20 protein-coding genes are annotated in these 23,181 nt (G+C 44.7%); 7 read left to right on the top strand and 13 right to left on the bottom strand.

Translation table 11 applies throughout. The features are described from left to right. Nucleotides 1–663: 663 nt before the first annotated feature. Nucleotides 664–1,536 carry a Tim44 domain-containing protein gene (locus tag R7P80_RS16840; protein ID WP_005384268.1) on the bottom strand — a complete coding sequence of 291 codons (873 nt, stop codon included), beginning with the start codon at nucleotides 1,534–1,536 and terminating at the stop codon, nucleotides 664–666. Nucleotides 1,537–1,928: 392 nt separating this feature from the next. Between R7P80_RS16840 and R7P80_RS16845 the strand changes: the two genes are divergently transcribed. The 3 genes from R7P80_RS16845 to R7P80_RS16855 all read left to right on the top strand — a co-directional run bounded on the left by R7P80_RS16845 (nucleotide 1,929) and on the right by R7P80_RS16855 (nucleotide 5,451). Beyond that, complete coding sequence (locus R7P80_RS16845; protein WP_005382308.1) at nucleotides 1,929–2,519, top strand: TetR/AcrR family transcriptional regulator; 591 nt, start codon at nucleotides 1,929–1,931, stop codon at nucleotides 2,517–2,519. 13 nt (nucleotides 2,520–2,532) lie between these two features. Beyond that, nucleotides 2,533–4,407, top strand: coding sequence for an MFS transporter (locus R7P80_RS16850; protein WP_005384269.1), 1,875 nt, complete (start codon nucleotides 2,533–2,535; stop codon nucleotides 4,405–4,407). Nucleotides 4,408–4,521: 114 nt separating this feature from the next. After that, entirely contained in the window at nucleotides 4,522–5,451 is a 930-nt protein-coding gene (locus R7P80_RS16855) for a YeiH family protein (RefSeq protein WP_225491783.1), read from the top strand. Here the strand turns inward: R7P80_RS16855 and R7P80_RS16860 are convergent. From R7P80_RS16860 to R7P80_RS16890, 7 genes are all read right to left on the bottom strand, one after another. After that, entirely contained in the window at nucleotides 5,448–5,636 is a 189-nt protein-coding gene (locus R7P80_RS16860; protein WP_005382314.1) for a hypothetical protein, read from the bottom strand. The genes R7P80_RS16855 and R7P80_RS16860 overlap by 4 nt on opposite strands. Nucleotides 5,637–5,736: 100 nt before the next feature. Continuing rightward, nucleotides 5,737–7,164 carry an o-succinylbenzoate--CoA ligase gene (gene menE / locus R7P80_RS16865; RefSeq protein WP_149191941.1) on the bottom strand — a complete coding sequence of 476 codons (1,428 nt, stop codon included), beginning with the start codon at nucleotides 7,162–7,164 and terminating at the stop codon, nucleotides 5,737–5,739. Then, entirely contained in the window at nucleotides 7,149–8,138 is a 990-nt protein-coding gene (gene menC / locus R7P80_RS16870) for an o-succinylbenzoate synthase (RefSeq protein WP_149191942.1), read from the bottom strand. The genes menE and menC overlap by 16 nt, the downstream gene beginning before the upstream one ends. 125 nt (nucleotides 8,139–8,263) lie before the next feature. Further along, nucleotides 8,264–9,130: a 1,4-dihydroxy-2-naphthoyl-CoA synthase gene (menB, locus tag R7P80_RS16875; protein ID WP_005382318.1), complete on the bottom strand. Its 867-nt coding sequence runs from the start codon at nucleotides 9,128–9,130 to the stop codon at nucleotides 8,264–8,266. Next, nucleotides 9,123–9,950, bottom strand: a complete 828-nt coding sequence (gene menH / locus R7P80_RS16880; RefSeq protein ID WP_225491782.1) for a 2-succinyl-6-hydroxy-2,4-cyclohexadiene-1-carboxylate synthase — start codon at nucleotides 9,948–9,950, stop codon at nucleotides 9,123–9,125. The genes menB and menH overlap by 8 nt, the downstream gene beginning before the upstream one ends. Next, on the bottom strand, nucleotides 9,937–11,655 hold the full coding sequence (menD, locus tag R7P80_RS16885) for a 2-succinyl-5-enolpyruvyl-6-hydroxy-3-cyclohexene-1-carboxylic-acid synthase (RefSeq protein WP_017819992.1): 1,719 nt from the start codon (nucleotides 11,653–11,655) through the stop codon (nucleotides 9,937–9,939). The genes menH and menD overlap by 14 nt, the downstream gene beginning before the upstream one ends. Continuing rightward, nucleotides 11,652–12,959, bottom strand: coding sequence for an isochorismate synthase MenF (locus R7P80_RS16890; RefSeq protein ID WP_149191945.1), 1,308 nt, complete (start codon nucleotides 12,957–12,959; stop codon nucleotides 11,652–11,654). Before R7P80_RS16890 ends, menD begins: the two co-directional genes overlap by 4 nt. Before the next feature lie 217 nt (nucleotides 12,960–13,176). On the opposite strand from R7P80_RS16890, the gene R7P80_RS16895 reads away from it, so the two are divergent. The 3 genes from R7P80_RS16895 to R7P80_RS16905 all read left to right on the top strand — a co-directional run bounded on the left by R7P80_RS16895 (nucleotide 13,177) and on the right by R7P80_RS16905 (nucleotide 16,404). Continuing rightward, nucleotides 13,177–14,391, top strand: coding sequence for a pyridoxal phosphate-dependent aminotransferase (locus tag R7P80_RS16895; RefSeq protein ID WP_005384283.1), 1,215 nt, complete (start codon nucleotides 13,177–13,179; stop codon nucleotides 14,389–14,391). A 90-nt stretch (nucleotides 14,392–14,481) separates the two neighbouring features. Beyond that, nucleotides 14,482–15,066, top strand: coding sequence for a 5'-deoxynucleotidase (gene yfbR, locus R7P80_RS16900; protein WP_021707675.1), 585 nt, complete (start codon nucleotides 14,482–14,484; stop codon nucleotides 15,064–15,066). A gap of 15 nt (nucleotides 15,067–15,081) precedes the next feature. Continuing rightward, entirely contained in the window at nucleotides 15,082–16,404 is a 1,323-nt protein-coding gene (locus R7P80_RS16905) for an anti-phage deoxyguanosine triphosphatase (protein ID WP_017819918.1), read from the top strand. A gap of 6 nt (nucleotides 16,405–16,410) precedes the next feature. Here R7P80_RS16905 and R7P80_RS16910 read toward each other — a convergent pair whose 3' ends face one another. Continuing rightward, nucleotides 16,411–17,025: a tRNA-uridine aminocarboxypropyltransferase gene (locus R7P80_RS16910; protein WP_017819919.1), complete on the bottom strand. Its 615-nt coding sequence runs from the start codon at nucleotides 17,023–17,025 to the stop codon at nucleotides 16,411–16,413. Nucleotides 17,026–17,028: 3 nt separating this feature from the next. On the opposite strand from R7P80_RS16910, the gene rrtA reads away from it, so the two are divergent. After that, nucleotides 17,029–17,580 (top strand): rhombosortase, encoded by a 552-nt coding sequence (rrtA, locus tag R7P80_RS16915; protein WP_005382331.1) that lies wholly within the window; start codon nucleotides 17,029–17,031, stop codon nucleotides 17,578–17,580. 98 nt (nucleotides 17,581–17,678) lie between these two features. Here rrtA and R7P80_RS16920 read toward each other — a convergent pair whose 3' ends face one another. The 4 genes from R7P80_RS16920 to lon all read right to left on the bottom strand — a co-directional run bounded on the left by R7P80_RS16920 (nucleotide 17,679) and on the right by lon (nucleotide 23,095). Further along, nucleotides 17,679–17,963, bottom strand: a complete 285-nt coding sequence (locus R7P80_RS16920) for a ComEA family DNA-binding protein (RefSeq protein WP_031777211.1) — start codon at nucleotides 17,961–17,963, stop codon at nucleotides 17,679–17,681. A 255-nt stretch (nucleotides 17,964–18,218) separates the two neighbouring features. Further along, nucleotides 18,219–20,078: a peptidylprolyl isomerase gene (ppiD, locus tag R7P80_RS16925; protein WP_005382334.1), complete on the bottom strand. Its 1,860-nt coding sequence runs from the start codon at nucleotides 20,076–20,078 to the stop codon at nucleotides 18,219–18,221. Nucleotides 20,079–20,279: 201 nt separating this feature from the next. Continuing rightward, nucleotides 20,280–20,552: an HU family DNA-binding protein gene (locus R7P80_RS16930; protein ID WP_005382341.1), complete on the bottom strand. Its 273-nt coding sequence runs from the start codon at nucleotides 20,550–20,552 to the stop codon at nucleotides 20,280–20,282. 191 nt (nucleotides 20,553–20,743) lie between these two features. Beyond that, a complete protein-coding gene (gene lon / locus R7P80_RS16935; RefSeq protein WP_005382343.1) occupies nucleotides 20,744–23,095 on the bottom strand; it encodes an endopeptidase La in 2,352 nt (783 codons plus the stop codon). Nucleotides 23,096–23,181 lie beyond the last annotated feature (86 nt).

A 23,181-nucleotide genomic window follows, 5' to 3' on the forward strand; every position in this document is an offset into this window, starting at 1 on the left:
GAGTGGCCAAAGGGAGCAGACTGTAAATCTGCCGGCACTGCCTTCGATGGTTCGAATCCGTCCCCCTCCACCATATTGAAGAAGCCAGCTCATTGAGCTGGCTTTTTTCGTTTCAGGATCTTGATAGCATAGTCCTACTACAACGAACCCTTTCACTCCTAACCGAAACTCTTCTCGATTGAATACCTATCACGGTAAATAAGTGATCAGAAATAGCGTAGGGAAAATGCTTGAGAACAAGGCGCAATTTTTCGATAAGTAGTTATTCTACAATCAAAAATTGCAACGCAGTTATCGAGTATTTTAACAAGCTAGAATGACCAGTTATTTACTACGATTGGTATAACCTATACTCAATCTCACTAAAGCAACCAACCCCATGTGAAACTCCACAAACAAAAGGCTGAGGAGCAGATCTTTACCCTACAAACAATGTACTAGCTATTTTGATTTTGTTAGTTCGTATGGCCTTAATATGAATGTTCAATATAAATAGGAAAACACTTGAGGACTTACTAGAAAAAGTGGGCTCGCAAAATTACCAAACGGACTCAATTAGTGATGTTTGCATAAAAACACGTACAAGAAATATAAATGATAGATACAAAAAATCCCGCAGGGGATGCGGGATTTTTACTAGTGACTAAATTGGTTTAAAGGTGACTAGCCTTGAATACCAACGATTAACCATGGCGCATTAGGCGCAGTCAAGTCACGCTCTAGGTGCCAGATATCTTCGATTTCTTCTTCAACACCTTCTACTGTGTCACGGTAACGACCGCTAAACTGCAGACTAAGCTGTGCTTTATTTGCATCGTAATCAGCACGGACGATCTCCGCATCAACGTACATTACGTCAGTATGCTGCTCACCGTCGAGCTTCGCGCGCTCTGCTTTTAGGTCTTCAAACAAGCTTGGAGAAACATATTCTTCAATAGTTTCTAGCTGGTTGTGATTCCACGCACCTTGCAGGATTCGATAGTGTTCACGAGAACCATTAATGAACGCTGCTTGGTCAAAACCCGGTGGGTAGTTATGTGGTACGTCTGTTTGAGCGCCAAAACCACCAAAGCCACCATTATTTGTGTTTGGTTGTTGCTCAAAGTTTTGCATGTTTGGTTGCTCAAACTTAGATGCGTTGCCACCAAATGCAGGCTGTTGACGATGCTGGTTCATACTGCCCTGCTTCGCACCTAGCATACCGCGCATTAGTTTAAAGATGACAAAGGCAATCAAACCAATAATTAGGATATCCATAAACTGGATACCTTCAAAAGCACCGCCAAAGAATGCAGCAAGTAGACCACCAGCAAGAAGTCCGCCTAGCAGCCCCCCCATAAGGCCTTTCTTACTTGAAGACTTTGTCGTCTGATCTTTGCCGACCGTATTGGTGTTTTGTTGCTGTTGTTTCGGTGCTGGTGCAGTTTTGTAGCTCTTACCGAAAGACTTACTGCCACCAAACTTCTTCGCTTCCGCGATAGGCGTTACAGCAACAGTAAACATCAATAAAGCAACAATAGAAAATAAACGTTTCATCGTTATCCTTAAAGTTAGCTATCTAAGATAGTGCCCCATTTTCAAGACGAAACAATCGTTGTTTCAAACAGTAGCACGCCAAAGATGATTTTTAAGTCATCATACTCTGTATACCGATTGATGAAAATAGCTTATAGAAGCTGACATGTATCAGAATATTGCCAAAAATGCAGACTGCTCACACTGCTTGCAATTCAGCTGAAGGCGCTTGATCAATGTAAAAAAAGTATGGAATAAGTTCACTAATACTCCAGATTGTTTTACTTGAATTAGAATCAGTGACACAGCTCAGAATCCTACACCTTGAGGGCACTTGGACACATTGCCTTGTTGACGGTTAATAGGTAGCTGACTATCATATTGAACGATGTTCAATAAAGTAGTTTGAGAGTATGGCGCGCAGAAACGATCACACCCGAGAAGAGTTAGTGAATTTGACGTTAACAACGGTCAAAAACTTTTTAGATGAGAATTCTTACCACGAACTCAGTCTTCGTAAAATCGCTAACATGATTGGTTACGTGCCAAGCACATTGGTAAATGTTTTTGGTAATTATAATTTGTTGTTGCTTCATGTTGTCGCTCAAACTTTAGATGAGTTATCTCAAGAAGCACGCAAAGCGACTAATGACAGCAAAGACTCCCATCAAGCGCTTTTTGAACTCGCTTATTGCTACCACGATTTTGCTCAAAAACACCCATACCGTTGGCAGTTAGTGTTCGAACACAACATGAATGGAGCAGAACTTCCGGAATGGCATGCCAAACGTATCGATGGTATGACGGGAATGCTAGAGTCACTATTGGCTCAAATCGCACCACATCGTACTGAATCCGAAGTGATTCAAGCGAGTCGAGTCCTTTGGTCTGGCGTACATGGCATTACTTTACTCAGTGTTGATGATAAGTTTTTCTCTAGTGAACCGATTGATGGCAAAGAATTGATCAGTAATCTTCTTTCTAACTACCTCACGAACTGGTAACAAAGGATTATCCATGTCATCCGACAGACAGCCGTCCTTACTTACGCAGAGAAAGTTCCTGCCCTATTTCATTACTCAGTTTTTTGGCGCTTTCAACGACAATATTTTTAAAAACGTTTTGCTGTTGTTTGTCGCATTCGCTGGCTCCAGTGCACTACCTATTTCGAGCAATTTGTTCATCAACCTTGCGGCAGGCTTGTTCATTCTACCGTTCTTTCTGTTCTCTGCTTCCGCTGGCGTATTAGCCGACAAATATGAAAAGTCATGGTTTATTCGTAAGGTCAAACTATTTGAAATAGCCATCATGCTGTTAGGTGCCATCGGATTCATAACCGAAAGTTATGGTGTGCTTTTATTGCTACTGTTTTTAATGGGCACACAGTCAGCATTTTTTGGCCCAGTTAAATATGCCCTTTTGCCTCAAAAGTTAAATGCTAAAGAGTTAGTGCCCGGCAACGCTCTTGTTGAAGCTGGTACCTTTATCGCCATCCTTATTGGCACCTTAGGCGCTGGGATTATAGCCTCTGCAGACAACGCAAAATACCTCGCCGCATTTTGTGTCGTGATCTTCGCATTGTTAGGCTACTTGTCGAGCCGCTCAATCCCCTTTGCTGCAGCCAGCGCGCCCAATCTCTCTTTTCGTTGGCAACCATACAAGCAAACCAAACACACGCTCTCTATCGCCAAATCCGATCGAGTTGTTTTTCAATGCATAATGGCAATAAGCTGGTTTTGGTTTTTAGGCGCCGCATATCTAACACAATTTCCGAATTTCACTAAGATTTACCTAAATGGCACCGAGAGTGCGGTGTCTTTCTTGCTCGCTCTATTTTCTATTGGTATCGCGCTAGGGTCGCTACTTTGCAATTGGATCTCAAACCATCGTATCGAAGTCGGTATTGTGCCAATTGGTGCCTTTGGCATTACGGTATTTGGGTACCTAATGGCCACTTCCATTCCCAATGATCTACCTACTTTCCATAACTTTGTAGACTTCTTTAGATATGAGCCTTTTTGGCCATTATTTTTCTACCTATTGATGATTGGCGCTTCGGGCGGTTTGTTTATCGTGCCTCTTTACGCATTAATGCAGCATCGAGCAAAGGAAACCGAACGTGCTCAAGTCATCGCAGGGCTCAACATCTTTAACTCTCTGTTTATGGTCGGCAGCGCTGTCTTGGGTATTGTGTGCCTAAGTGTAATCAAGATGACAATTCCTCAGCTGTTTGCATTGTTAGCCATTTTAAATTTCTTAGTTGCCGCTTACATCTTTTTGCAAATTCCTATTTTTGTAGTTCGCTTTGTCATGTGGATGCTTACGCACACCATCTATCGAGTTAAGCATAAGAATCTACACAACCTACCCGAGCATGGTGGGGCATTAATTGTATGTAATCATGTAAGCTACATGGATGCATTGCTACTTAGTGCCGTATGCCCAAGGTTGATTCGTTTTGTGATGGAGGAAGATTACGCCAACCTACCTCCATTAAGGCGCTTTTTACGTCGAACTGGGGTAATTCCAATTTCAGCGAGTAACAGAAGCTCTATCAGACGTGCATTTAACGATGTGGAAGCTGCGCTAAGCGAAGGTCATATCGTCTGTATTTTCCCTGAAGGAAGATTAACTTCAGATGGTGAAATGAATGAATTCATGCGAGGTATTGATATCATTCTACGTCGTAGCCCAGTACCCGTCATACCTGTTGCACTTAAAGGCTTATGGGGAAGCTATTTCAGCCGCGCAAAAGGTCGCGCATGCTGTGGCTTACCGACTCGATTTTGGTCAAAGCTAGAAATAGAGGCAGGACAACCGGTGCCACCAAATGAAGCAACGGCAAAAACAATGTTCGATAAAGTGCATCAACTTAGAGGCGACTGGCGATAAATACACTTGAACACATGTTTAGGATAACTGAACATGTGTTCAAATCATTAAGACAAACTGACCACACCCAGTGCGATATACTCTCCCTTTCATTCACAACAGCGAATAAAAACCTTGAATAGAAACTACCTCCTGTTTGGATTGGCGTTACTTTTTTGTCTAACCCCTCTTGCCTCCTCTCCCATTGCTCTAGTTATCGGTTTTCTACTCGCAAGTTTTGGTTTTGTGCCTTCCGAGCTGCCCATCGCTTCTTTTACTAAAAAGCTGCTGTCTTACTCGATTATTGGCTTAGGCTTTGGCATCAACTTTGAGCAAGCACTTGCAGTCACATCGGATGGTATCGGCCTGATCATCGCCACTATTACAGGCACACTGATCATGGGCACTCTCATTGCTAGGGTACTTAAATTGGAGCGAGTAACCGCTTACTTAATCTCATCAGGTACTGCAATTTGTGGTGGTAGCGCAATTGCTGCTGTGGCACCGGCGATTAAAGCGAAAGACGAGCAGATTGGATTAGCACTGGCAACGGTATTTGTCCTGAACTCCATTGCACTCTTTGTGTTTCCTGTGATTGGACATGCTTTAGGGCTCGATCAACACACATTTGGCACATGGGCTGCGATTGCCATTCATGACACATCTTCTGTTGTCGGGGCTGCCTCGGCCTATGGGGAAGAAGCGCTAACTACGGCAACAACATTGAAACTCGCGCGCGCTTTATGGATCATTCCTGTTGCTTTGATCAGTGCCGTCATCTTTTCAAGAGGCCAAAAAGAGAATGGAAAGAAAAAACTAGCTATCCCTTATTTCATTTTTTGGTACTGTGCAGCTATCGCGTTTAGCGACTTCTTTCCTCAATTTGAAATGGTCTATCACGGCATTTTCATTGGAGCAAAGCAAGCGTTGGTTGTATGTCTGTTCTTGATAGGTTGTAGCATTTCAATTTCAAAACTAAAGTCTGCTGGAGCTAAGCCACTGTTGTTTGGTATGACTCTGTGGGTGTTAATTTCGACCACTTCTCTAAGTTGGTTACTGTTTTAGATATTGGTGGTCTGCTTATCGCGTTGAGGGGACGGCATTTCCCGTTTGCTATTTTTGTATATAACGACCAACGCAATAGCGATCAAAAATGCCGTTAGCTCTGCAAGAGAGCGGGCTAGCCCTTCACTACTTATCGCGATGCCAATTTGTAGTGCTACTGCCGCAATTAAAACTAGCTTTGCCATCCTGAACCTTATGCATTTTCTCTCCACGAAGAAGCATAATTATGATTCAGAGTTATAAGGATACGAAATTCTCTTTATGACTAATACATAGCAAAATTGACTAATGCTGAAGTGATGACAGCAGCCACTCTTTCACGGCCTTACGTGAAATTTTGATCCCGCCTTTTAGTAGAGTTTGTGGCATTACATGGTATTCCACTGGCCATTTAAACTTCTCTAACTTTGATTGCAAGTGCTGGTCATACTCCGACTTGCTGCGCAATCCATTGGTCTGAATCACAGCTACTGGTCTATGACCAAACTCCGCGTCTTCGACTGGAACCACTATACTCTGCACTACACCATCAATTTGGTTCAAAGCGGCTTCAATCTCTTCACAATGGATATTCTCACCACCAGAGATAAACTGATTGTCGGCACGGCCGATTATCTTTAATTCATCACCTTGCCACTCGCCAAGATCTTTGCTGTCAAACCAGCCTTTCTCATCCAGAAATGGGGTAACATGTCCTTGATGGAAATACCCTGCCGCTAATGTCTTACCGCCAACAAAAATGCGTTGGTCAACTAATTTTATCTTACGGTGCTTCAATACATGTCCAGCATTACTGGTGCTGTCAATTCTCTTTGCGGTAACGGTAGAGGCCGCCTCCGTCATCCCATAACCTAACCATGTCTCAATGCCTTGCCCTGTTGCTCGTAGTGCCAACTCGTGATCAACGTGGCTGCCGCCCAGTAGCACATGTGTCAATGACAAATGTGCATCATCATCCAATAACCGTTTGAGCTGAGTCGCAACCAAAGAAGCGTGTGATACGCCCTGAACATCATCAACAAGTTTCCCTGAACCGACTTTTAGTGTTGCTCCGACATATAGCCAACGATAGACAATCGCTAATCCAGAGACGTGATACAGCGGAAGCGATAACAGCCAAGCATCTTGCTGAGTGAAAATGAACTCCTGCAACAAGCCCTCTGCAGACGCAAGATGCTGTCGATGTGTATGAACCACAGCTTTAGGCTCCCCTGTAGAGCCAGAAGTAAATACTACTGAAGCGAGCCGGTCATGATGATAGCTATCTTCAGTCAACGAATCACTCTCTTGCTGTGATACTACAGGCGGTGAAAGCAATGTTGCCTTGAGTTTTTGTATATCATGTTCAGAAAAGGTCGAAGCGCACTCCTGAGAAAACCAGATAAACCGAGTTTGATCAGGCCTGTAAAGTGTAGCAAGCTTACCCTGCAACTTATCTAGTGGTTGTTCCATGGTCAGCGCAGCGAGCGCACCCAACTGTTTGGAGGCAAGATAAAACAACAGTGTTTCTACTTGGTTCTTGCCAACCAAAGTCAGCACATCCCCCCGAGTTACACCCAAGTCATTCAAATAGTGAGTGTATTGGTCAATACGCTTCGAGAGTTGTTGCCAGTTTAATACTTCTGTTGATGTCTTGAGTGCAATAGAAAAAGGGCTCGTTTGAGCCCAATATTTCCATGGTGCCTTCGCAATATTGTCTACGCAGAATGCCACACAATCTCCTGGTCTTTTAGAGGAAGAACGGGAAGTTCACACTTAGGCCAGCCCTGCTCTAGCTGAGCTTTGAATAAGCCAATCGTATCCAAACCTGGAACTTCATCAGGCAGCTGCCATTGGGCAAAGCGCGCTAATTGAGTTAAACCGAGACTGGATTCAATGCTCGAGCTAATCACTGCTTTCATCCCTAGTGACTTCGCTTTCTTTATCAGTGTAATACAAAAATCCACTGAACCAATGAGTGTGGGTTTGATGATGATCGTTTTCACACCAGTTAGATCTTCAAGACGGAAATCTTCACGACGAACCGCATCTTGCAATGTTTCATCCCAAGCGATAGCAATACCAGTATTAATCGCAAAAGAGAGACTATCGCCAGGAGAGCGGCACGGCTCTTCCAAAAAGGTAATGCGCTGACGCAAAGACGGAGTAATGTATTTAGCAAACTGCTGCGCTTTTTCTGGTGTCCAACCGCGGTTTGCATCAAGTCGAAGCGTTAATTGAGGGATTGATTCAAGAAAAAGGTTCACAAGCATGCCATCGCGAATTGGCTCATAAAGTCCAACTTTCACCTTAGCGACTTTCTCACCTTCCATTTCGTTCAGCTTTGGAATGAGCTCATCTGGGTCGCCAGTGCATAGTGGCGCTGTTTGGTATTTACCTTGTTGTGGTAAGCCACCAGCTAATTCAAGCTGTGCCATCGATAAACCAAACGCAACCGACGGGTACATATTGGCATAATCCACATCCAACTCTGCAACCCAACGCTCCGCCTGTTCTTGTAGCTGAACACCCGCATCTTCGGCGCTCTCTAAGCTAAAACCAGGAAGAGGAGCGACTTCTCCAAGCCCTGTTTTACCATCTTCGGAAAGCGCAACAACATAACCAACACGTTCGGTTAGCTTGTTGTCACGTAGGATGACACCACTATCCATGGGCAAGCTATAACGATAAATTTTCGCTTCACGCATAATTCAAGTCCTATGTAATGCCGTATATTTGAGCGTTCTGACGAGCAATCCCACCAGCCTCCCAGAGGGCGAGGCGCTCAGGAAAAAAGGAACAGAGGAGCTAACACGCTCCTCATTTAGACGGATTATGGGTTGCGAGGGAATTTATCGAAGTCTGGGCGACGCTTCTCGTTAAAGGCATTACGACCTTCTTGGCCTTCATCTGTCATGTAGAACATCATCGTTGCGTTACCCGCTAACTCTTGCAGACCCGCTTGACCATCACAATCTGCGTTTAATGCAGCTTTCAGGCAGCGCAATGCCATTGGGCTGTGCTGTAGTACTTCACGACACCAACGAACGGTTTCTTTCTCTAGATCCGCCAGTGGTACAACTGTGTTTACTAGGCCCATGTCTACCGCTTCTTGAGCATTGTAGAAACGACATAGGAACCAAATTTCGCGAGCTTTCTTTTGGCCTACGATGCGAGCCATGTAAGATGCCCCCCAACCACCATCAAATGAACCCACTTTAGGGCCTGTTTGACCAAATTGAGCGTTGTCAGCTGCAATCGTTAGGTCACACATCATGTGCAGAACATGACCACCGCCCACAGCCCAACCAGCTACAGATGCGATCACTGGTTTTGGACAAGTACGAATATCACGTTGGAAGTCCAATACGTTTAGGTGGTGCGTACCTTGGTCGTCTTTGTAGCCGCCGTAGTCGCCGCGGATCTTCTGGTCGCCGCCAGAACAGAATGCGTCTTCACCTAGACCTGTTAGAATGATCACGCCAACACCAGAGTCGTAACGCGCATCTGCCAACGCATCAATCATCTCTTTTACCGTTTGAGGACGAAACGCGTTACGCACTTGAGGACGTGCAATAGTGATTTTCGCGATACCATCTTCAGACTTATGGTAATGAATGTCCTCGTATTTCTCGCCGCAATCTTTCCATTGAACCGGAGCGTAAAGTTCTTCTTCAGAAATGCCTACTGTTTTAGCCATGGTGATTCCCATTGTTCTCGTTACTCTCACCAAAGTGAGACTGAATTATTTGCTTGGTATGTATCGCAAACTGTTTGGGCTGCTCTTGATGGACGTTATGACCAGCGCCTTCAACTTGTCGATACGCCAACCCGCTACGTTGTGCCAGTTGGCTAAATTTTTGGTCTTTCTCACCACACAAGTAATACACTGGTATATTCTGCTTTTGCAGTGAGGGCAACAAATATGCCTGTTTGGCTAACGATGTCGCCATCAACATACTCGCCACCGCTGAGCCAAGATTATCACTTCGCTTCGCAATGAATGTTTGTCTTTGCTCATGGTTTAGTGAAGAAAACACCGCTTGTTGGTACCAATCGTTCAAAACACGTTCAAGTGGTTCAGTTTTGAAACGCATTGCCCAGCGAGCATCATTCTCTAATCTCACCTGTTTCTCTGACTCAGTTTGAAGCCCGAAGTTTCCCCCTTCAACAATCGCGCCCGCAATATTGAGATCTGGAAAACATTGATGGGCAATACCATGCATCGCAATGCGGCCGCCCATAGAGTAACCAATCAAAATAAGTGGTTGTTGTGAGGGAAATAATAAAGATAGTGTGGAACCAAGAAGTTTGCAGCAATCATTCAGATCGCTGCAAGAAATAGATTGGCTATGCCCATGACCAGGGAGGTCAACCGTAACACGTTCATACTCGGGTAACGCGTTGATACACGATTGCCAATCTTCACCGCTACCAAGCAAACCATGCAAAAACACCAGAGTAGGCAAAGTAATACTTTGGTGCTTTTCCGTTGCTGGGAAGCGTTTAGAATAGAGCATGCAAATTCTTGTTGAAGGATTTTAGTTGCTCTACCGCTTGGTTCGATGGCGTTTGAACTTCAACCACTAACGCCCCTTCGCCGCTAGCAAAATGCTCAGAGACTATAGATTGATACTCAGCCAGCGTGTTCGGTTTGCAATACTGTAAACCAAACTGTTTCGCTGCATGTTCAAATTCATAACCATGAGGCATTTGATAGAACGACTCGCGATGCTCTTGCGGTACAGGCAGTAAGTCAAAAATCGCCCCACCATCGTTGTTAGTAATCACCAACACCGAAGGCAACTTGTTGTGCGTAAACAGTGCCAATGAGTTCAGCCCATATAAGGCAGAAGTATCGCCAATAAACATTAACATCGGGTTCTGGCGCGCGCGTTGTACCCCGCTTGCTGTGGCAAACAGCCCATCAATGCCAGACGCACCACGGTTAGTGAAAACCTCTGTGTTATCAAGCTTGCCGAACATGTCGATCAATCGGACAAACAGACTGTTGCCAACAAACAGATCCACACCCTGAGCACGCTCAGCCACATCAATCGCTAACGCAATCTCACTCAGCTCACTCTTAGGGTCAGAAGCAAACAAGCCTTTCGCGTGTTGCGTGACCTGTTTGATGTCCGCGGCAAGTTCATTTGCCCAACCAGCATGTTCTGATGAAAACTCCGTCGTACGTTCAACCCATGAGCTTGGCTGCTCCGCCCAGTGCCATTGTGGTAAGTGACTTTGGTTATCTCGCTCTAATCGAGGCGATACGTACCAATATTGAATGTCACCACCTTGCTGATTACGTGCTACGTGTTTTTCTAACCAGTGATTAAAACGTTTAGAAATGATTCGACTACCGAACTGCACGATTAAGTCACAGCCATCCAGTAGGCTAGCCAATTTCGAATTCTGCAACCATAAATCAAAATGCGCCCAATCCGAACTGACACCACTTTGTGGATCAGCAAGGACTGGCCAGCCCATTTGCTCTGCAAACGCTCGTGCAGCTTGAGCCTGAACCAGTGGCAAACTACCAATGACCACCACACCTTTGTTATCCCCACAGCTTGGAATTGCACTGCTGGTTTTCGGGTTAAAGCGCTGGCAATACGTCACCTTGCTATCTCGCCAGCCAGCAACGGTATCAAGGTAATCCTGATAGGTACTCTTTTCTGTATTGGAGTACAAAGGCTCTGGAAATGCACAATTAATATGAACAGCACTACCCTGCAATTGCTGAGTAAACATCACTTCGTCAACAGAGGTCAGCAACCAGTTAAGCGACGTTGCTAAATTTGGGCTTGGTAAATTCAAACTGGCCGAAACATGATGTGAAAAAATACCCAATTGATTTATCGCTTGGTTTGCACCACAGCCGACAAGTTCTACTGGACGATCTGCTGTCAGCAGCACCAGTTTTTCACCAGTAAGTTTGGCTTCGGCAACCGACGGTAATAGGTTCGCCACTGCCGTACCAGAGGTAACGATAATTGCCACTGGCTCCTGAGTAGCTTTCGCTAAACCAAGAGCCATAAAGCCCAGTCCACGCTCATCAAAATGAGTATGAATGGAAAAGTCGGACTGTTCTGCCGCTTCTAAAGTTAAAGGAGTAGAACGAGATCCGGGAGCGATACAAACATGCTTAACGCCAAATCGCTGAAGCTCAATCAATATGGTTTCTGACCAAACTCGATTGAGCACCGCTTGGTCATGACTCATGATGCGACTCCCAATGGCGGATGATCAGAAATCAGCGTAAGTAACGTCGACATTTTCTTATCAAGTTCTGCCCACTCATGTTCTGCCACAGAACCAGGCACAATCCCTGCGCCCGCAAACAGTTGTACTTGATCACCGAGCACAAGCGCGCTTCTGATTGCAACACAAAACTCTGCTCGTTCATGGCTTATATAACCCATTGACCCCGCGTACCAGCCGCGTGCAAAGGGCTCATTATCAAGAATAAACTGCATGGACTCTTGTCGGGGTAAGCCAGCAACCGCCGCTGTTGGCTGAAGCGCCGATAACAACTGAACACCATTTATCCCCGCTCTTAGACTAGCGTGAATATTTCGCTTAAGGTGCTGCACTTTTCGTAGTCTGACCAAACTAGGTTCAGCTTCCACTTCAACCATTTCAGAATGCGGTGATAGACGATCAATGATGTCGTCCACCACATACTGGTTTTCGTTGAGGTTCTTTTGGTCTTGGGATAACCAATTCGCCAACTCCATATCTTGAGTGGCATTGTCTCCCCGACCAATCGTACCTGCTAACGCTTCGGTATGTAGCTCATGCCCTACGCGAGAATACAAACGTTCTGGTGTAGACCCCATAAAACTGTGCTTACTGTCTAAGCTCAGCATGAAATGGAAGCTATGATGGTTATTTAAGTAACTTGCTTTAAGTAGCTGTGCAGCACTTAATGTGTTATCAAGCTGCACGGTAGATCGACGCGCTAAAACCACTTTCTTAAAATCATCATTCTCTATACCAGTCAGAACCTTATGAACTAACTCATTCCATTGAGGCTGACTTGGCGTATGAACAATAGAGCGGATGTGAGACGAAATTGGAGCTAAGGCCGCGACCTCACAAACCAGTTTATTCAACCCAGCTAGAGTTCGCGATTTGTCTTCTGAAATATTAACTGCGAGAGACCACTGATGGTCAAAACGAATTAACTCAATTTGAGGCAAAAAGAAAAAAGAAGGCATACAGCGACGATTCTTCTCATGCTGTCCATCAAAAGAGCGCCCGCCCCAGACTCTTTGCCCTTCACCTAGAATGGTATAAGCAGGACCTGGCTCAACAAAAGCGTGCAATTGCCCTAGTGCAACGACCTCTTCACGTGTATCGCGGGACTGCCAATAAAACTTAGGGAAAAGTGGTTGTGCATCAAGCCAATCAATAAATGAGAAATTGGGTTTCTCGCTAAGGGGCTCGACCAGACGTGTTTGATTGCCTTCCGATTGCTGAACTCGCTCGATAATTCTCTTTACGGCTTGATGGAACTGTGACAAATCAACCTCGTTGTATGTGAGGATAAATGGTAACTGACGGCTACTCTAAGTTTAGACCCAAAGCAAATCAAGGTCGTATGCGATCTTTTGCAAAATCCTGTGATAGCAAGCGAGCAAAACTTAACCAGCAGACAGATTATTTACAGATATATATTCTAATAAAAAACAAATTATTGTATTTTAATAAAGAAATTAACGAATTTTTAGGAATTAAACAATGCAAAATATCGGGATGTCGTCAAAACTCGACAATGTCTGCTACGACATTAGGGGTCCTGTACTCAAACATGCTAAGCGCATGGAGGAAGAAGGGCATAAAATCCTAAAGCTAAACATTGGTAACCCTGCCCCATTTGGTTTTGACGCCCCTGATGAGATTTTAGTCGACGTGATTCGTAATCTGCCGACTTCTCAAGGCTATTGTGATTCCAAAGGTATTTACTCTGCTCGTAAAGCTGTGGTCCAACACTATCAGCGTAAAGGTATACGCTCGCTAGATGTCGAAGATGTGTATGTAGGTAACGGCGTGTCTGAGTTGATCGTAATGGCCATGCAAGCGCTATTAAACAATGGCGACGAAATGCTGATCCCAGCACCAGACTATCCGTTATGGACAGCTTCAGTTGCACTATCTGGTGGTAAGCCGGTTCATTATCTATGTGATGAAGAGGCTGACTGGTACCCAGACCTTGAAGACATCAAAAAGAAAATCACACCAAAGACACGTGGCATTGTTCTGATCAACCCGAACAACCCGACAGGTGCGGTATACAGCCGTGACTTCCTACTTGAAGTGATTGAGATAGCACGCCAGCACAAACTGATCATTTTCGCAGATGAGATCTACGACAAAGTGTTGTACGACGGTGCAACACATACCTCAGTCGCCACACTCACTGAAGACGTGCTAGTCATGACATTCAATGGCCTTTCAAAAGCCTACCGTGTTTGTGGTTTCCGTGGTGGCTGGATGTTCTTAACGGGGCCTAAACATCTGGCTCAAGGGTACGTGAATGGCTTGGAGCTGCTTTCATCGATGCGTTTATGTGCAAACGTACCAATGCAACATGCCATTCAAACCGCGTTAGGTGGATACCAGAGTATCAATGAACTGATTTTACCTGGCGGACGCTTGTTAGAGCAGCGCAACCGAGCGTATGAACTGATCAATCAGATTCCTGGCGTTTCTTGTGTCAAACCTAAGGGTGCGATGTACCTCTTCCCGAAAATCGACACTAAAATGTACAACATCAAGAACGATCAACAGATGGTTTTAGATTTCTTAAAACAAGAGAAAGTCTTACTGGTGCAAGGTTCCGGCTTTAACTGGCCAAAACCAGACCACTTCCGCATCGTGACACTACCGCACGTTGAAGATCTAGAAATCGCCATTGGACGTTTTGAAAGATTCCTATCAACCTACAGCCAGTAATGAATCACTGGTAGTAATTAGTGCTGATCTCTCATATGCTTAGAGGAACTCCTAGTGAGTTCCTTTTTTACACCAGAAACGGAGAAAGCCATGAAAGAAAGCCATTTTTTCGCCCACCTGGCTCGAATGAAGCTGATCCAACGCTGGCCTTTAATGCGGTCCGTCTCACCAGAAAACGTTTCAGAGCATAGCTTACAAGTTGCTTTTGTCGCTCATGCCCTTGCCCTCATTAAAAACAAAAAGTTCGGCGGCAACCTTAATCCAGAACGCATCGCGATTCTTGCCATGTACCATGACTCCAGTGAAGTATTAACGGGTGATCTTCCGACTCCAGTGAAGTATTACAACCCTGAAATTGCCAAAGAATATAAGAAGATAGAATCGGCAGCGGAGCAAAAATTACTCTCAATGTTACCGGAAGAGTTCCGAGATGATTTTGCCCCCTATCTTCTTTCTCACTCTGCACATGAAGAGGACGCAAAAATCGTTAAGCAAGCCGATTCCATCTGTGCCTATTTAAAATGTCTCGAAGAACTAAGCGCCGGCAACCATGAGTTCGCTCTGGCAAAAAAACGCTTAGACGTCACTTTGCAAGAACGCAGAACGCCTGAAATGGATTACTTTCTCAATACCTTTGCCCCAAGTTTCGAATTATCGTTAGATGAAATCAGTTAGCTTACGGAGATAATCGTGTCGTTTGAATTACACCCGCAATGGCAAGAGCGCCATGATGATGAGCATAAAATCCGTCGAGACGACCATCGGAGCCCGTACCAACGAGACCGAGCGCGCATTCTTCACTCGGCTGCATTTCGACGCCTACAAGCAAAAACCCAAGTACACGGCAATAGCTTGGAAGACTTTCACCGCAGTCGGTTAACGCACTCCTTAGAAGCGTCGCAACTCGGGACCGGTATCGTCGCCCAGTTAAAGAAAAAACAACCAGAGTTCCGTGAACTATTACCATCAGACAGCTTAATTGATTCATTATGTTTGGCTCACGACATCGGGCATCCTCCATACGGTCATGGGGGAGAAGTCGCTCTAAACTACGTAATGCGCGAACATGGCGGCTTCGAGGGGAACGCCCAAACCTTTCGTATCGTCACTAAGTTAGAGCCTTATACCGAGCATTTCGGAATGAATTTATCACGCCGCACACTGCTTGGTTTGATTAAGTACCCTGCCCTCATTAGTCAAACACGCTCCGTCAAGTTGCCTCAACCAGCCGAGCATCAACGTAAACTAAAAGCAAAAGATTGGAGCCCAGCTAAAGGCATTTATGATTGTGATAAAGACTTATTTGATTGGGTAATTGCACCGCTTTCTGACAACGACAAGGCATTGCTTAGTCTGATGCGTTCAACGCCAGAATCGGAGTTTGAGCACAGTAAAACGCGTTTTAAATCACTCGATTGCTCAATCATGGAGTTAGCAGATGATATCGCCTACGGTGTTCATGATTTAGAAGATGCAATCGTACTTGGTATGGTGACACGTCAGCAATGGCAAGAAGGCGCAGCAAGTCAATTAGTGGACTGTGGCGACCCGTGGTTTGAAGCTCATATCGATTCCATCGGACAGATGCTATTTAGCGGTAAGCACCATGAGCGGAAAGATGCCATCGGTGGTATGGTTAACGCGCTACTGACCAGCATTTCAATCAAAGCGGTGGATGAGCCGTTTAATAACCCGTTACTGTCTTGGAATGCGTGTTTAGAACCACAGATGGCACGTGCACTTGACGTACTCAAGCACTTTGTCAGCACCTTCGTTATCCAAGTCCCGCAGGTCCAGATCGTTGAGTATAAGGGTCAGCAAATTATTATGGATATTTTTGAAGCGTTAACAGCAGACCCAGAGCGATTACTACCCGTTCATACAAAAGATCTGTGGTGTCAGGCGAAGAGCGAGAGCAATAAGATGAGGGTCATCGCCGATTATATTTCTGCAATGACCGATGGTCACGCGCAAAAGCTACACCGCCAACTTTTCTCTTCCATCGTTCTTTAGTAACACTCAACCTTTCAAGTAATTCTTTTCAAAAACGCCCGGAGGCATCTGGGCGATTTGGAATTCGATCATCTTTTCAAAGGCACGCATCAGCGGTGTAAAGTCTCGCTCGGGTTCAAGCAAGCGAAGCGAATGATAACCAGCCTCGACTGTCGATAAGCTATTCTCAGAGGGCGCCTTACGAATGGTGTAGTGCCCTTGTAGTTGCTTAGGCAACTGCACGGTTGGGAATGAATGTAAGTTGCTTGAGAGTTGCCACATTTTGTACGCTTTTTTCCACGTACCATCGAGCAAAATCAAACGTATTTTCTTAGATACACTATGACTCGCTTGAGTGATTTCAGAAATGCATCGTGACTCTTCTGATGGGTAAAGAACAAAATGTTGATATGACTTATCCGCTAATAAGTGATTTAAGACATCATCACAAGAAAAGTCCTCTCCTATCAAACAAATACAGTTATCTAAACTCAAATTGAGAATCCGTGCCGTACCAAGCGGACGATGTTCTTCACTCGTGTGCTGAAGAATGATAAGTTCTACCTCGCTTGCCAGCGGTACAATCCATTGGCAAATACACGCTTTTTGCGATTTTCCACAACGAGAACAATAACGAGACATAGAGTGAACCTTTATACCTTGCTGAGTATTATCAGCGTGATCTGTTTGATACTTCAATTTGAACCAATGGCAAGCCTAACCGAGTGGCACAGCTACAATATACGCCATGGTGAATGGTGGCGAATCGTAACAGGAAATCTCACACATACCAACTTTGCGCACTTAGGAATGAACCTCGCCGGATTGTGGATCATTACTTTTATTTTTCGCCCAAGCACTCGTAACTTCCTTATCGTTTTTTCAATCTTATGTGCATGTGTTGGTGCGCTGAATTTGTTTACCAACATGTCGGTATACGTGGGTTTATCCGGCGTATTACACGGATTGTTTGGATTTTGGGCGCTCAGAGAAGTCTTTGAAAGCAGAAGAAGCAGTGTGTTGTTAGTCGGAGGGCTAATCGCCAAAGTAGCATGGGAGCAGGTCTATGGCCCATCCAGCAGTACTGCTGAGCTTATCGGTGCAAACGTTGCTATTGATGCTCATATGTTTGGCGCACTCGGTGGGTTAGTAATGGCTTTACTGGAAAAAGGCCTTCGCCGTCGTTTATTCGGATAAAAAATCCCGAACCACGAAAGAGGAGCTGGTTCGGGAAAGCAGTAATAGGGAAACAGATATTGTTCTGAATTCAGACTCAATATCTGCAATACATCAAGCTACAGTAAAATGCGGTCTTCGTTTTTCTTAACTGTCGCTTCACCTATGCCTTTTACGCTCTTCAAATCTGCTGCCGTTTTAAAAGGGCCATGTTCCTCGCGGTAGTCCACTATACTCTGCGCTTTCTTCTCACCTATACCTTTCAACATGGTCGCAATTTCTTCAGCAGTGGCCGTGTTGATATTTACAGTAATTTCAATTCCTTCATATTTGTCAGTGGCTGAATCCGCAGCCATGCTAAAAGGTGCAAAAACAAATAAGCACAATGTCAAAATCCATTTCATATTGAACATACAATCTCCAAAATAGTAGGCTAAAAACAGTCATCGAGAGCGAGTCACTATCAAGTTTGCAATGGAAAGCAATATGGTTATGCATTTAACAAACTGAGATGACCCGGAATTCACAACGGCCGCTATCACTTAAACGCGCACTAATTTAAGTAATGCCTATTGATGATTGAAGTTCATAAAGACAAAAATAAAACGGACCGCTTATGCGGTCCGTTTTATTCAACATACAAATTACACTAATTGTGCTTAGTTGCTCACAACAAAGTACTCAATGTCAGTATTTGCACGCAGTACGGCTAGTACAGATGATAAGTCTTGCTGAGAAGATGCACGCTGCATTTGCATCGCAACTTGATCTTCTAACTCACTATCTAGCTCTGCGTTTACAGCATCAAGCTCGATGATAATGATGTTACCTTCAAGATCTTTAGACTGACCGTATACTGGTTTACCATCGACTGGTTTTGCCATCGCGAATACCGTTGTTGCCAACGGAGAACGACGATCTACTGTCTCTTGTTCACCAAAGGCAAGATTGTTTTCAGCAAGCACGTTCGTCTTACCTTCTTTCAATGCCGCAACGACTTGTGTTCCAAGCTCCATCGCTTCTTGCTCACCTTTAACACGAGATAGCTCTGCAACAACCTGATCTTTCACTTCTTCTAGTGGAAGAACTGTCTCGTCACGCGCATCTTCAACACGAACAACGATAATATGCTCAGGCGCAACTTCGATAGCTTCAGAGTTTAGGCCATCTTCTTTAACTTCAGGACTCAGGATAGCTTGCATTACAGCAGGGCTACGAAGCACTTCAGGTGCATCAACCTGAGAAATAAAGTCCGTTGTCTTCACTTCTTGGTTAACCGCTTGAGAAGCATCATACAATGAGTCTGGGTATTCAAACGCTACGCGCTCAAGCTCATTTTGCAACTCGTAGAATTGATCGATAGCTTGTTGGTCAACCATCTCTTGTTTGATTTCAGCAGCGACTTCTTCAAATGGCTTCGCCACAGAATCTTTTAGCTCTTCAAGCTTGATAATGTGATAGCCAAAGTCCGACTTTACTAGACCCGACGTATCGCCAGGATTCTTCAGTGCGAATGCCGCTTCTTCAAAAGCAGGGTCCATCACATCACGCTCGATCCAACCTAAGTCACCACCGTTTTCAGCGCTGCCAAAATCGTCAGATTTCTCTTGAGCAAGCGTCGCAAAATCTGCACCCGCGTTTAGCTCATCTAGGATAGCTTGCGCTTTTGCTTCATCGTCCCCTTCTACAAGAATGTGAGCGACACGTCGTTGCTCTTCTGAAGAGTATTTGTTTAAGTGCTCGTCGTAGTACTTTTTCACCTCAGCATCAGAAACATTAACTTGTTCCTTTAGCGCTTCAGCTGATAGTTCGATGTAAGAGACTTTAACCTGCTCTGGGCGTGTAAAGTTGTCTGGGTTTGCTTTGTAGTACTCTTGAATTTCTTCGTCGGTCAATTCAATATTTTTCGCGAACTCCGCTAAGTCGATCTGAATCGTGCGAATATCACGAGTTTGAGTGAACAGCTTGCCTTCTGCTTGTACTTCGCCCGGCAGAATAAATTCACTGTTTTGTAGCGCATTCAGCAGTTGCTCACGAACCAATTCACGACGCATGTACTCAGCAAAAGAGTCTGGCGAAAAGCCTGCACGACGCAAAGAAGCTTGATAGATCTCTTGATCAAACTGACCATTAGATTGGAACTGAGGCATGTCTAGAATCATGCTACGCACTTGAGTGTCGCTGATTCGCAGACCCAAAGCTTCAGCTTGTTGGTCAAGCAACACGTCATTGATCATTCGATCTAAAACGGATTTGCGGAAAGATTCAACATATGCAGGGTCAGCCAGCATTTGAGAGAAGTAGTCACCCAACTGAGCTTGCATACGGTTACGCTCATTTTGGTATGCCATCTCGAACTCACCACGAGGAATCTCAGTGTTACCGACTTTCGCTGCAGAGTTGTTGCTACCACCAACGATGTAGCTACCTACACCTGCAAATACGAAAGACAGGATGATAAGTCCAAGGATAATTTTGACCGCGATGCTATTCACGCCTTCGCGTAGTCGATCCATCATAATTTAACTGCTCTCCACAATTGAAGCCTACTGCTTCTATCTAATAGAAATAATGGCGCAATAATATCAGAAAAAGAAATGCGCATCAGTATGATGCGCATAATTTAAGAAAGTTCGGCTCGAAGTTTGTAAATTTTTGTTCGAAACTTATTGTTTGAGCAAAAGTTAAGCAAATGGCCGGTTACAGAAATAACGCCGTGATTAGTTACAAGCGTCTTTCAGTGCTTTACCAGCTTTGAAAGCTGGTACTTTTGCTTCTGCGATTTGGATTTCTTCACCAGTTTTTGGGTTACGACCAGTACGTGCAGCACGAGTACGAACGCTGAATGTACCAAAGCCAACTAGAGCGACTTGATCACCAGATTGAAGAGTTCCGCTTACTGCTTCGATGAATGCATCTAGAGCACGACCCGCTGACGCTTTAGAAATATCTGCATTTTCTGCGATTTGTTCTACTAACTGAGTTTTATTCACTGTAATTTCCCCTTTGTGTCATCTGTGATTATTTTTGTGATGACTTTCGTTCCATTGTTAAGAAAATATGCTCCACCCCTTATTCATCAAGGGCTGGCAGCTATCGAAACTAACTTAGCGCCCAAAAAAAACGCTGACAAGCCTTTTTGGGCTTATCAGCGTAAACTTTTACTTATTTTTGCTACACATCACTATTTTTGAGACTCAAACTCAACGCCCGTCGGGTCTCGCTCTAGTGCGACTTTCAGTACTTCATCAATCCACTGTACAGGGATAACTTCCAGATCCGCGATAACATTATCAGGAATCTCTTCCAAATCACGCTCGTTATCTTTTGGAATTAGCACTGTCTTAATGCCACCACGGTGTGCCGCAAGTAACTTCTCTTTTAGGCCGCCGATAGGTAAAACCTCACCACGCAGTGTGATTTCACCCGTCATCGCTACTTCTGCTTTCACAGGGTTGCCTGTCAGAGAAGAAACCAATGCTGTACACATTGCTGTACCCGCACTTGGGCCATCTTTTGGTGTCGCGCCTTCCGGGACGTGTACGTGAATATCTTTCTTCTCGTAGAAGTCAGTATTGATACCTAGCTTTTCTGCACGAGAGCGAACCACTGTCATTGCTGCTTGGATAGACTCTTGCATCACATCACCAAGAGAACCCGTTTGTGTCAGCTTACCTTTACCTGGCATTGATTGAGTTTCAATCGTTAATAGATCGCCACCCACTTCGGTCCAAGCTAGGCCAGTTACTTGACCAATTCGGTTACTTTCATCCGCTTTACCGTAATCGAAACGTTGAACACCTAAGTACTCTTTTAGGTTGTCCATCGTTACCGTTACTGACTTGATGTCCTTATCCAGCAAGATGTTCTTCACCGCTTTACGGCAGATCTTAGAAATCTCACGCTCTAAGTTACGGACACCCGCTTCACGCGTGTAGTAACGAATGATGCCAATAATCGCAGAATCTTCAATGACGATCTCATCCGCTTTCAAGCCATTACGCTTCACTTGTTTATCAACAAGGTGACGTTTTGCAATGTTCAGCTTCTCGTCTTCGGTATAACCAGATAAACGAATAACTTCCATACGGTCTAACAATGGACCCGGGATGTTCATCGAGTTCGATGTCGCAACAAACATAACGTCAGAGAGATCGTAATCCACTTCTAGGTAGTGATCGTTGAACGAGTTATTCTGTTCAGGATCAAGTACTTCTAGTAGAGCCGATGCCGGATCACCACGCATATCGGAAGACATTTTGTCGATTTCGTCCAATAAGAACAGCGGGTTCTTCACACCAACCTTCGACATCTTCTGGATCAATTTGCCTGGTAATGAGCCGATATAAGTACGACGGTGACCACGAATTTCCGCTTCATCACGCACACCACCCAACGCCATACGAACATACTTACGGCCTGTAGCTGAAGCAATTGAACGACCAAGAGACGTTTTACCTACACCAGGAGGACCAACAAGACAAAGGATAGGACCTTTTAGCTTGTTGATACGGTTTTGAACAGCCAGGTATTCAAGGATACGTTCTTTGACGCGTTCTAGACCGTAGTGATCTTCATTAAGAACCTCTTCTGCTTTCGCTAAGTTTTTCTTAACTTTTGAGCGCTTAGCCCAAGGAACGCTGACCATCCAATCGATGTAGCTACGAACCACTGTTGCTTCAGCAGACATTGGAGACATCATCTTAAGCTTTTGTAGCTCTTGCTCTGTCTTTTCACGTGCCTCTTGAGGCATTTTTGATTCGTCAATCTTCTTCTGTAGCGTTTCGAACTCGTCTGGTGCGTCTTCCATCTCACCAAGTTCTTTCTGAATCGCTTTCATTTGCTCATTCAGATAATACTCACGCTGAGATTTTTCCATTTGCTTTTTAACGCGACCACGAATTCGTTTTTCAACTTGCAGCAAGTCGATCTCTGATTCCATCTGGCCCATCAGGAATTCCAGACGCTCAGTGACGTCAACAATTTCAAGTACTTGCTGCTTATCCACCAACTTTAACGGCATATGAGCCGCAATGGTATCCGCTAAGCGTGCGGCTTCGTCGATACCATTAAGTGACGTTAGCACTTCTGGTGGAATCTTCTTGTTTAGCTTAATGAACCCTTCAAACTGATTAATCGCGCTGCGAACAATCACTTCTTGCTCACGCTCATCCAATTCTGGCGTAACAACAAATTCAGCTTCCGCTAGGAAGAAGTCACTCTCTTTAAAGTGATTGATTTTTGCTCGCTGCTGGCCTTCGACCAATACTTTTACTGTGCCATCCGGAAGCTTCAAGAGCTGGAGAATGGTGGCTACCGTACCTACGTCAAATAGGTCGTCAACCGTAGGCTCGTCAGTATCCGCTTGCTTTTGTGCCACAAGAAGAACTTGTTTGTTGGTTTCCATCGCCGTTTCTAGACAGCTAATCGATTTCTCACGACCAACAAACAATGGAATAACCATGTGTGGGTAGACCACTACGTCACGTAGAGGTAGTACCGGGATCTCGATACGCTCGGAACGTTCCAAGTTCATATAATTCTCTCTTCCGCTTTCACGTTTAACGTATTACTTAAGGCAGTATATGGGGGCTAATTGTTTGGATTCAATAAGAGAAATAA

Origin of the sequence: Vibrio sp. 2092, from assembly GCF_033339635.1 — a bacterium.
In the GTDB taxonomy this organism is placed as follows: Bacteria; Pseudomonadota; Gammaproteobacteria; order Enterobacterales; family Vibrionaceae; genus Vibrio; species Vibrio alginolyticus.

What these genes read in the sequence shown, in the direction of transcription:
- R7P80_RS16840 (WP_005384268.1), bottom strand. Translation starts at nt 1,536, where the DNA reads ATGAAACGTTTATTTTCTATTGTTGCTTTATTGATGTTTACTGTTGCT.
- R7P80_RS16845 (WP_005382308.1), top strand. Translation starts at nt 1,929, where the DNA reads ATGGCGCGCAGAAACGATCACACCCGAGAAGAGTTAGTGAATTTGACG.
- R7P80_RS16850 (WP_005384269.1), top strand. Translation starts at nt 2,533, where the DNA reads ATGTCATCCGACAGACAGCCGTCCTTACTTACGCAGAGAAAGTTCCTG.
- R7P80_RS16860 (WP_005382314.1), bottom strand. Translation starts at nt 5,636, where the DNA reads ATGGCAAAGCTAGTTTTAATTGCGGCAGTAGCACTACAAATTGGCATC.
- menC (WP_149191942.1), bottom strand. Translation starts at nt 8,138, where the DNA reads ATGCGTGAAGCGAAAATTTATCGTTATAGCTTGCCCATGGATAGTGGT.
- menB (WP_005382318.1), bottom strand. Translation starts at nt 9,130, where the DNA reads ATGGCTAAAACAGTAGGCATTTCTGAAGAAGAACTTTACGCTCCGGTT.
- menH (WP_225491782.1), bottom strand. Translation starts at nt 9,950, where the DNA reads ATGCTCTATTCTAAACGCTTCCCAGCAACGGAAAAGCACCAAAGTATT.
- menD (WP_017819992.1), bottom strand. Translation starts at nt 11,655, where the DNA reads ATGAGTCATGACCAAGCGGTGCTCAATCGAGTTTGGTCAGAAACCATA.
- R7P80_RS16895 (WP_005384283.1), top strand. Translation starts at nt 13,177, where the DNA reads ATGCAAAATATCGGGATGTCGTCAAAACTCGACAATGTCTGCTACGAC.
- yfbR (WP_021707675.1), top strand. Translation starts at nt 14,482, where the DNA reads ATGAAAGAAAGCCATTTTTTCGCCCACCTGGCTCGAATGAAGCTGATC.
- R7P80_RS16910 (WP_017819919.1), bottom strand. Translation starts at nt 17,025, where the DNA reads ATGTCTCGTTATTGTTCTCGTTGTGGAAAATCGCAAAAAGCGTGTATT.
- R7P80_RS16920 (WP_031777211.1), bottom strand. Translation starts at nt 17,963, where the DNA reads ATGAAATGGATTTTGACATTGTGCTTATTTGTTTTTGCACCTTTTAGC.
- ppiD (WP_005382334.1), bottom strand. Translation starts at nt 20,078, where the DNA reads ATGATGGATCGACTACGCGAAGGCGTGAATAGCATCGCGGTCAAAATT.
- lon (WP_005382343.1), bottom strand. Translation starts at nt 23,095, where the DNA reads ATGAACTTGGAACGTTCCGAGCGTATCGAGATCCCGGTACTACCTCTA.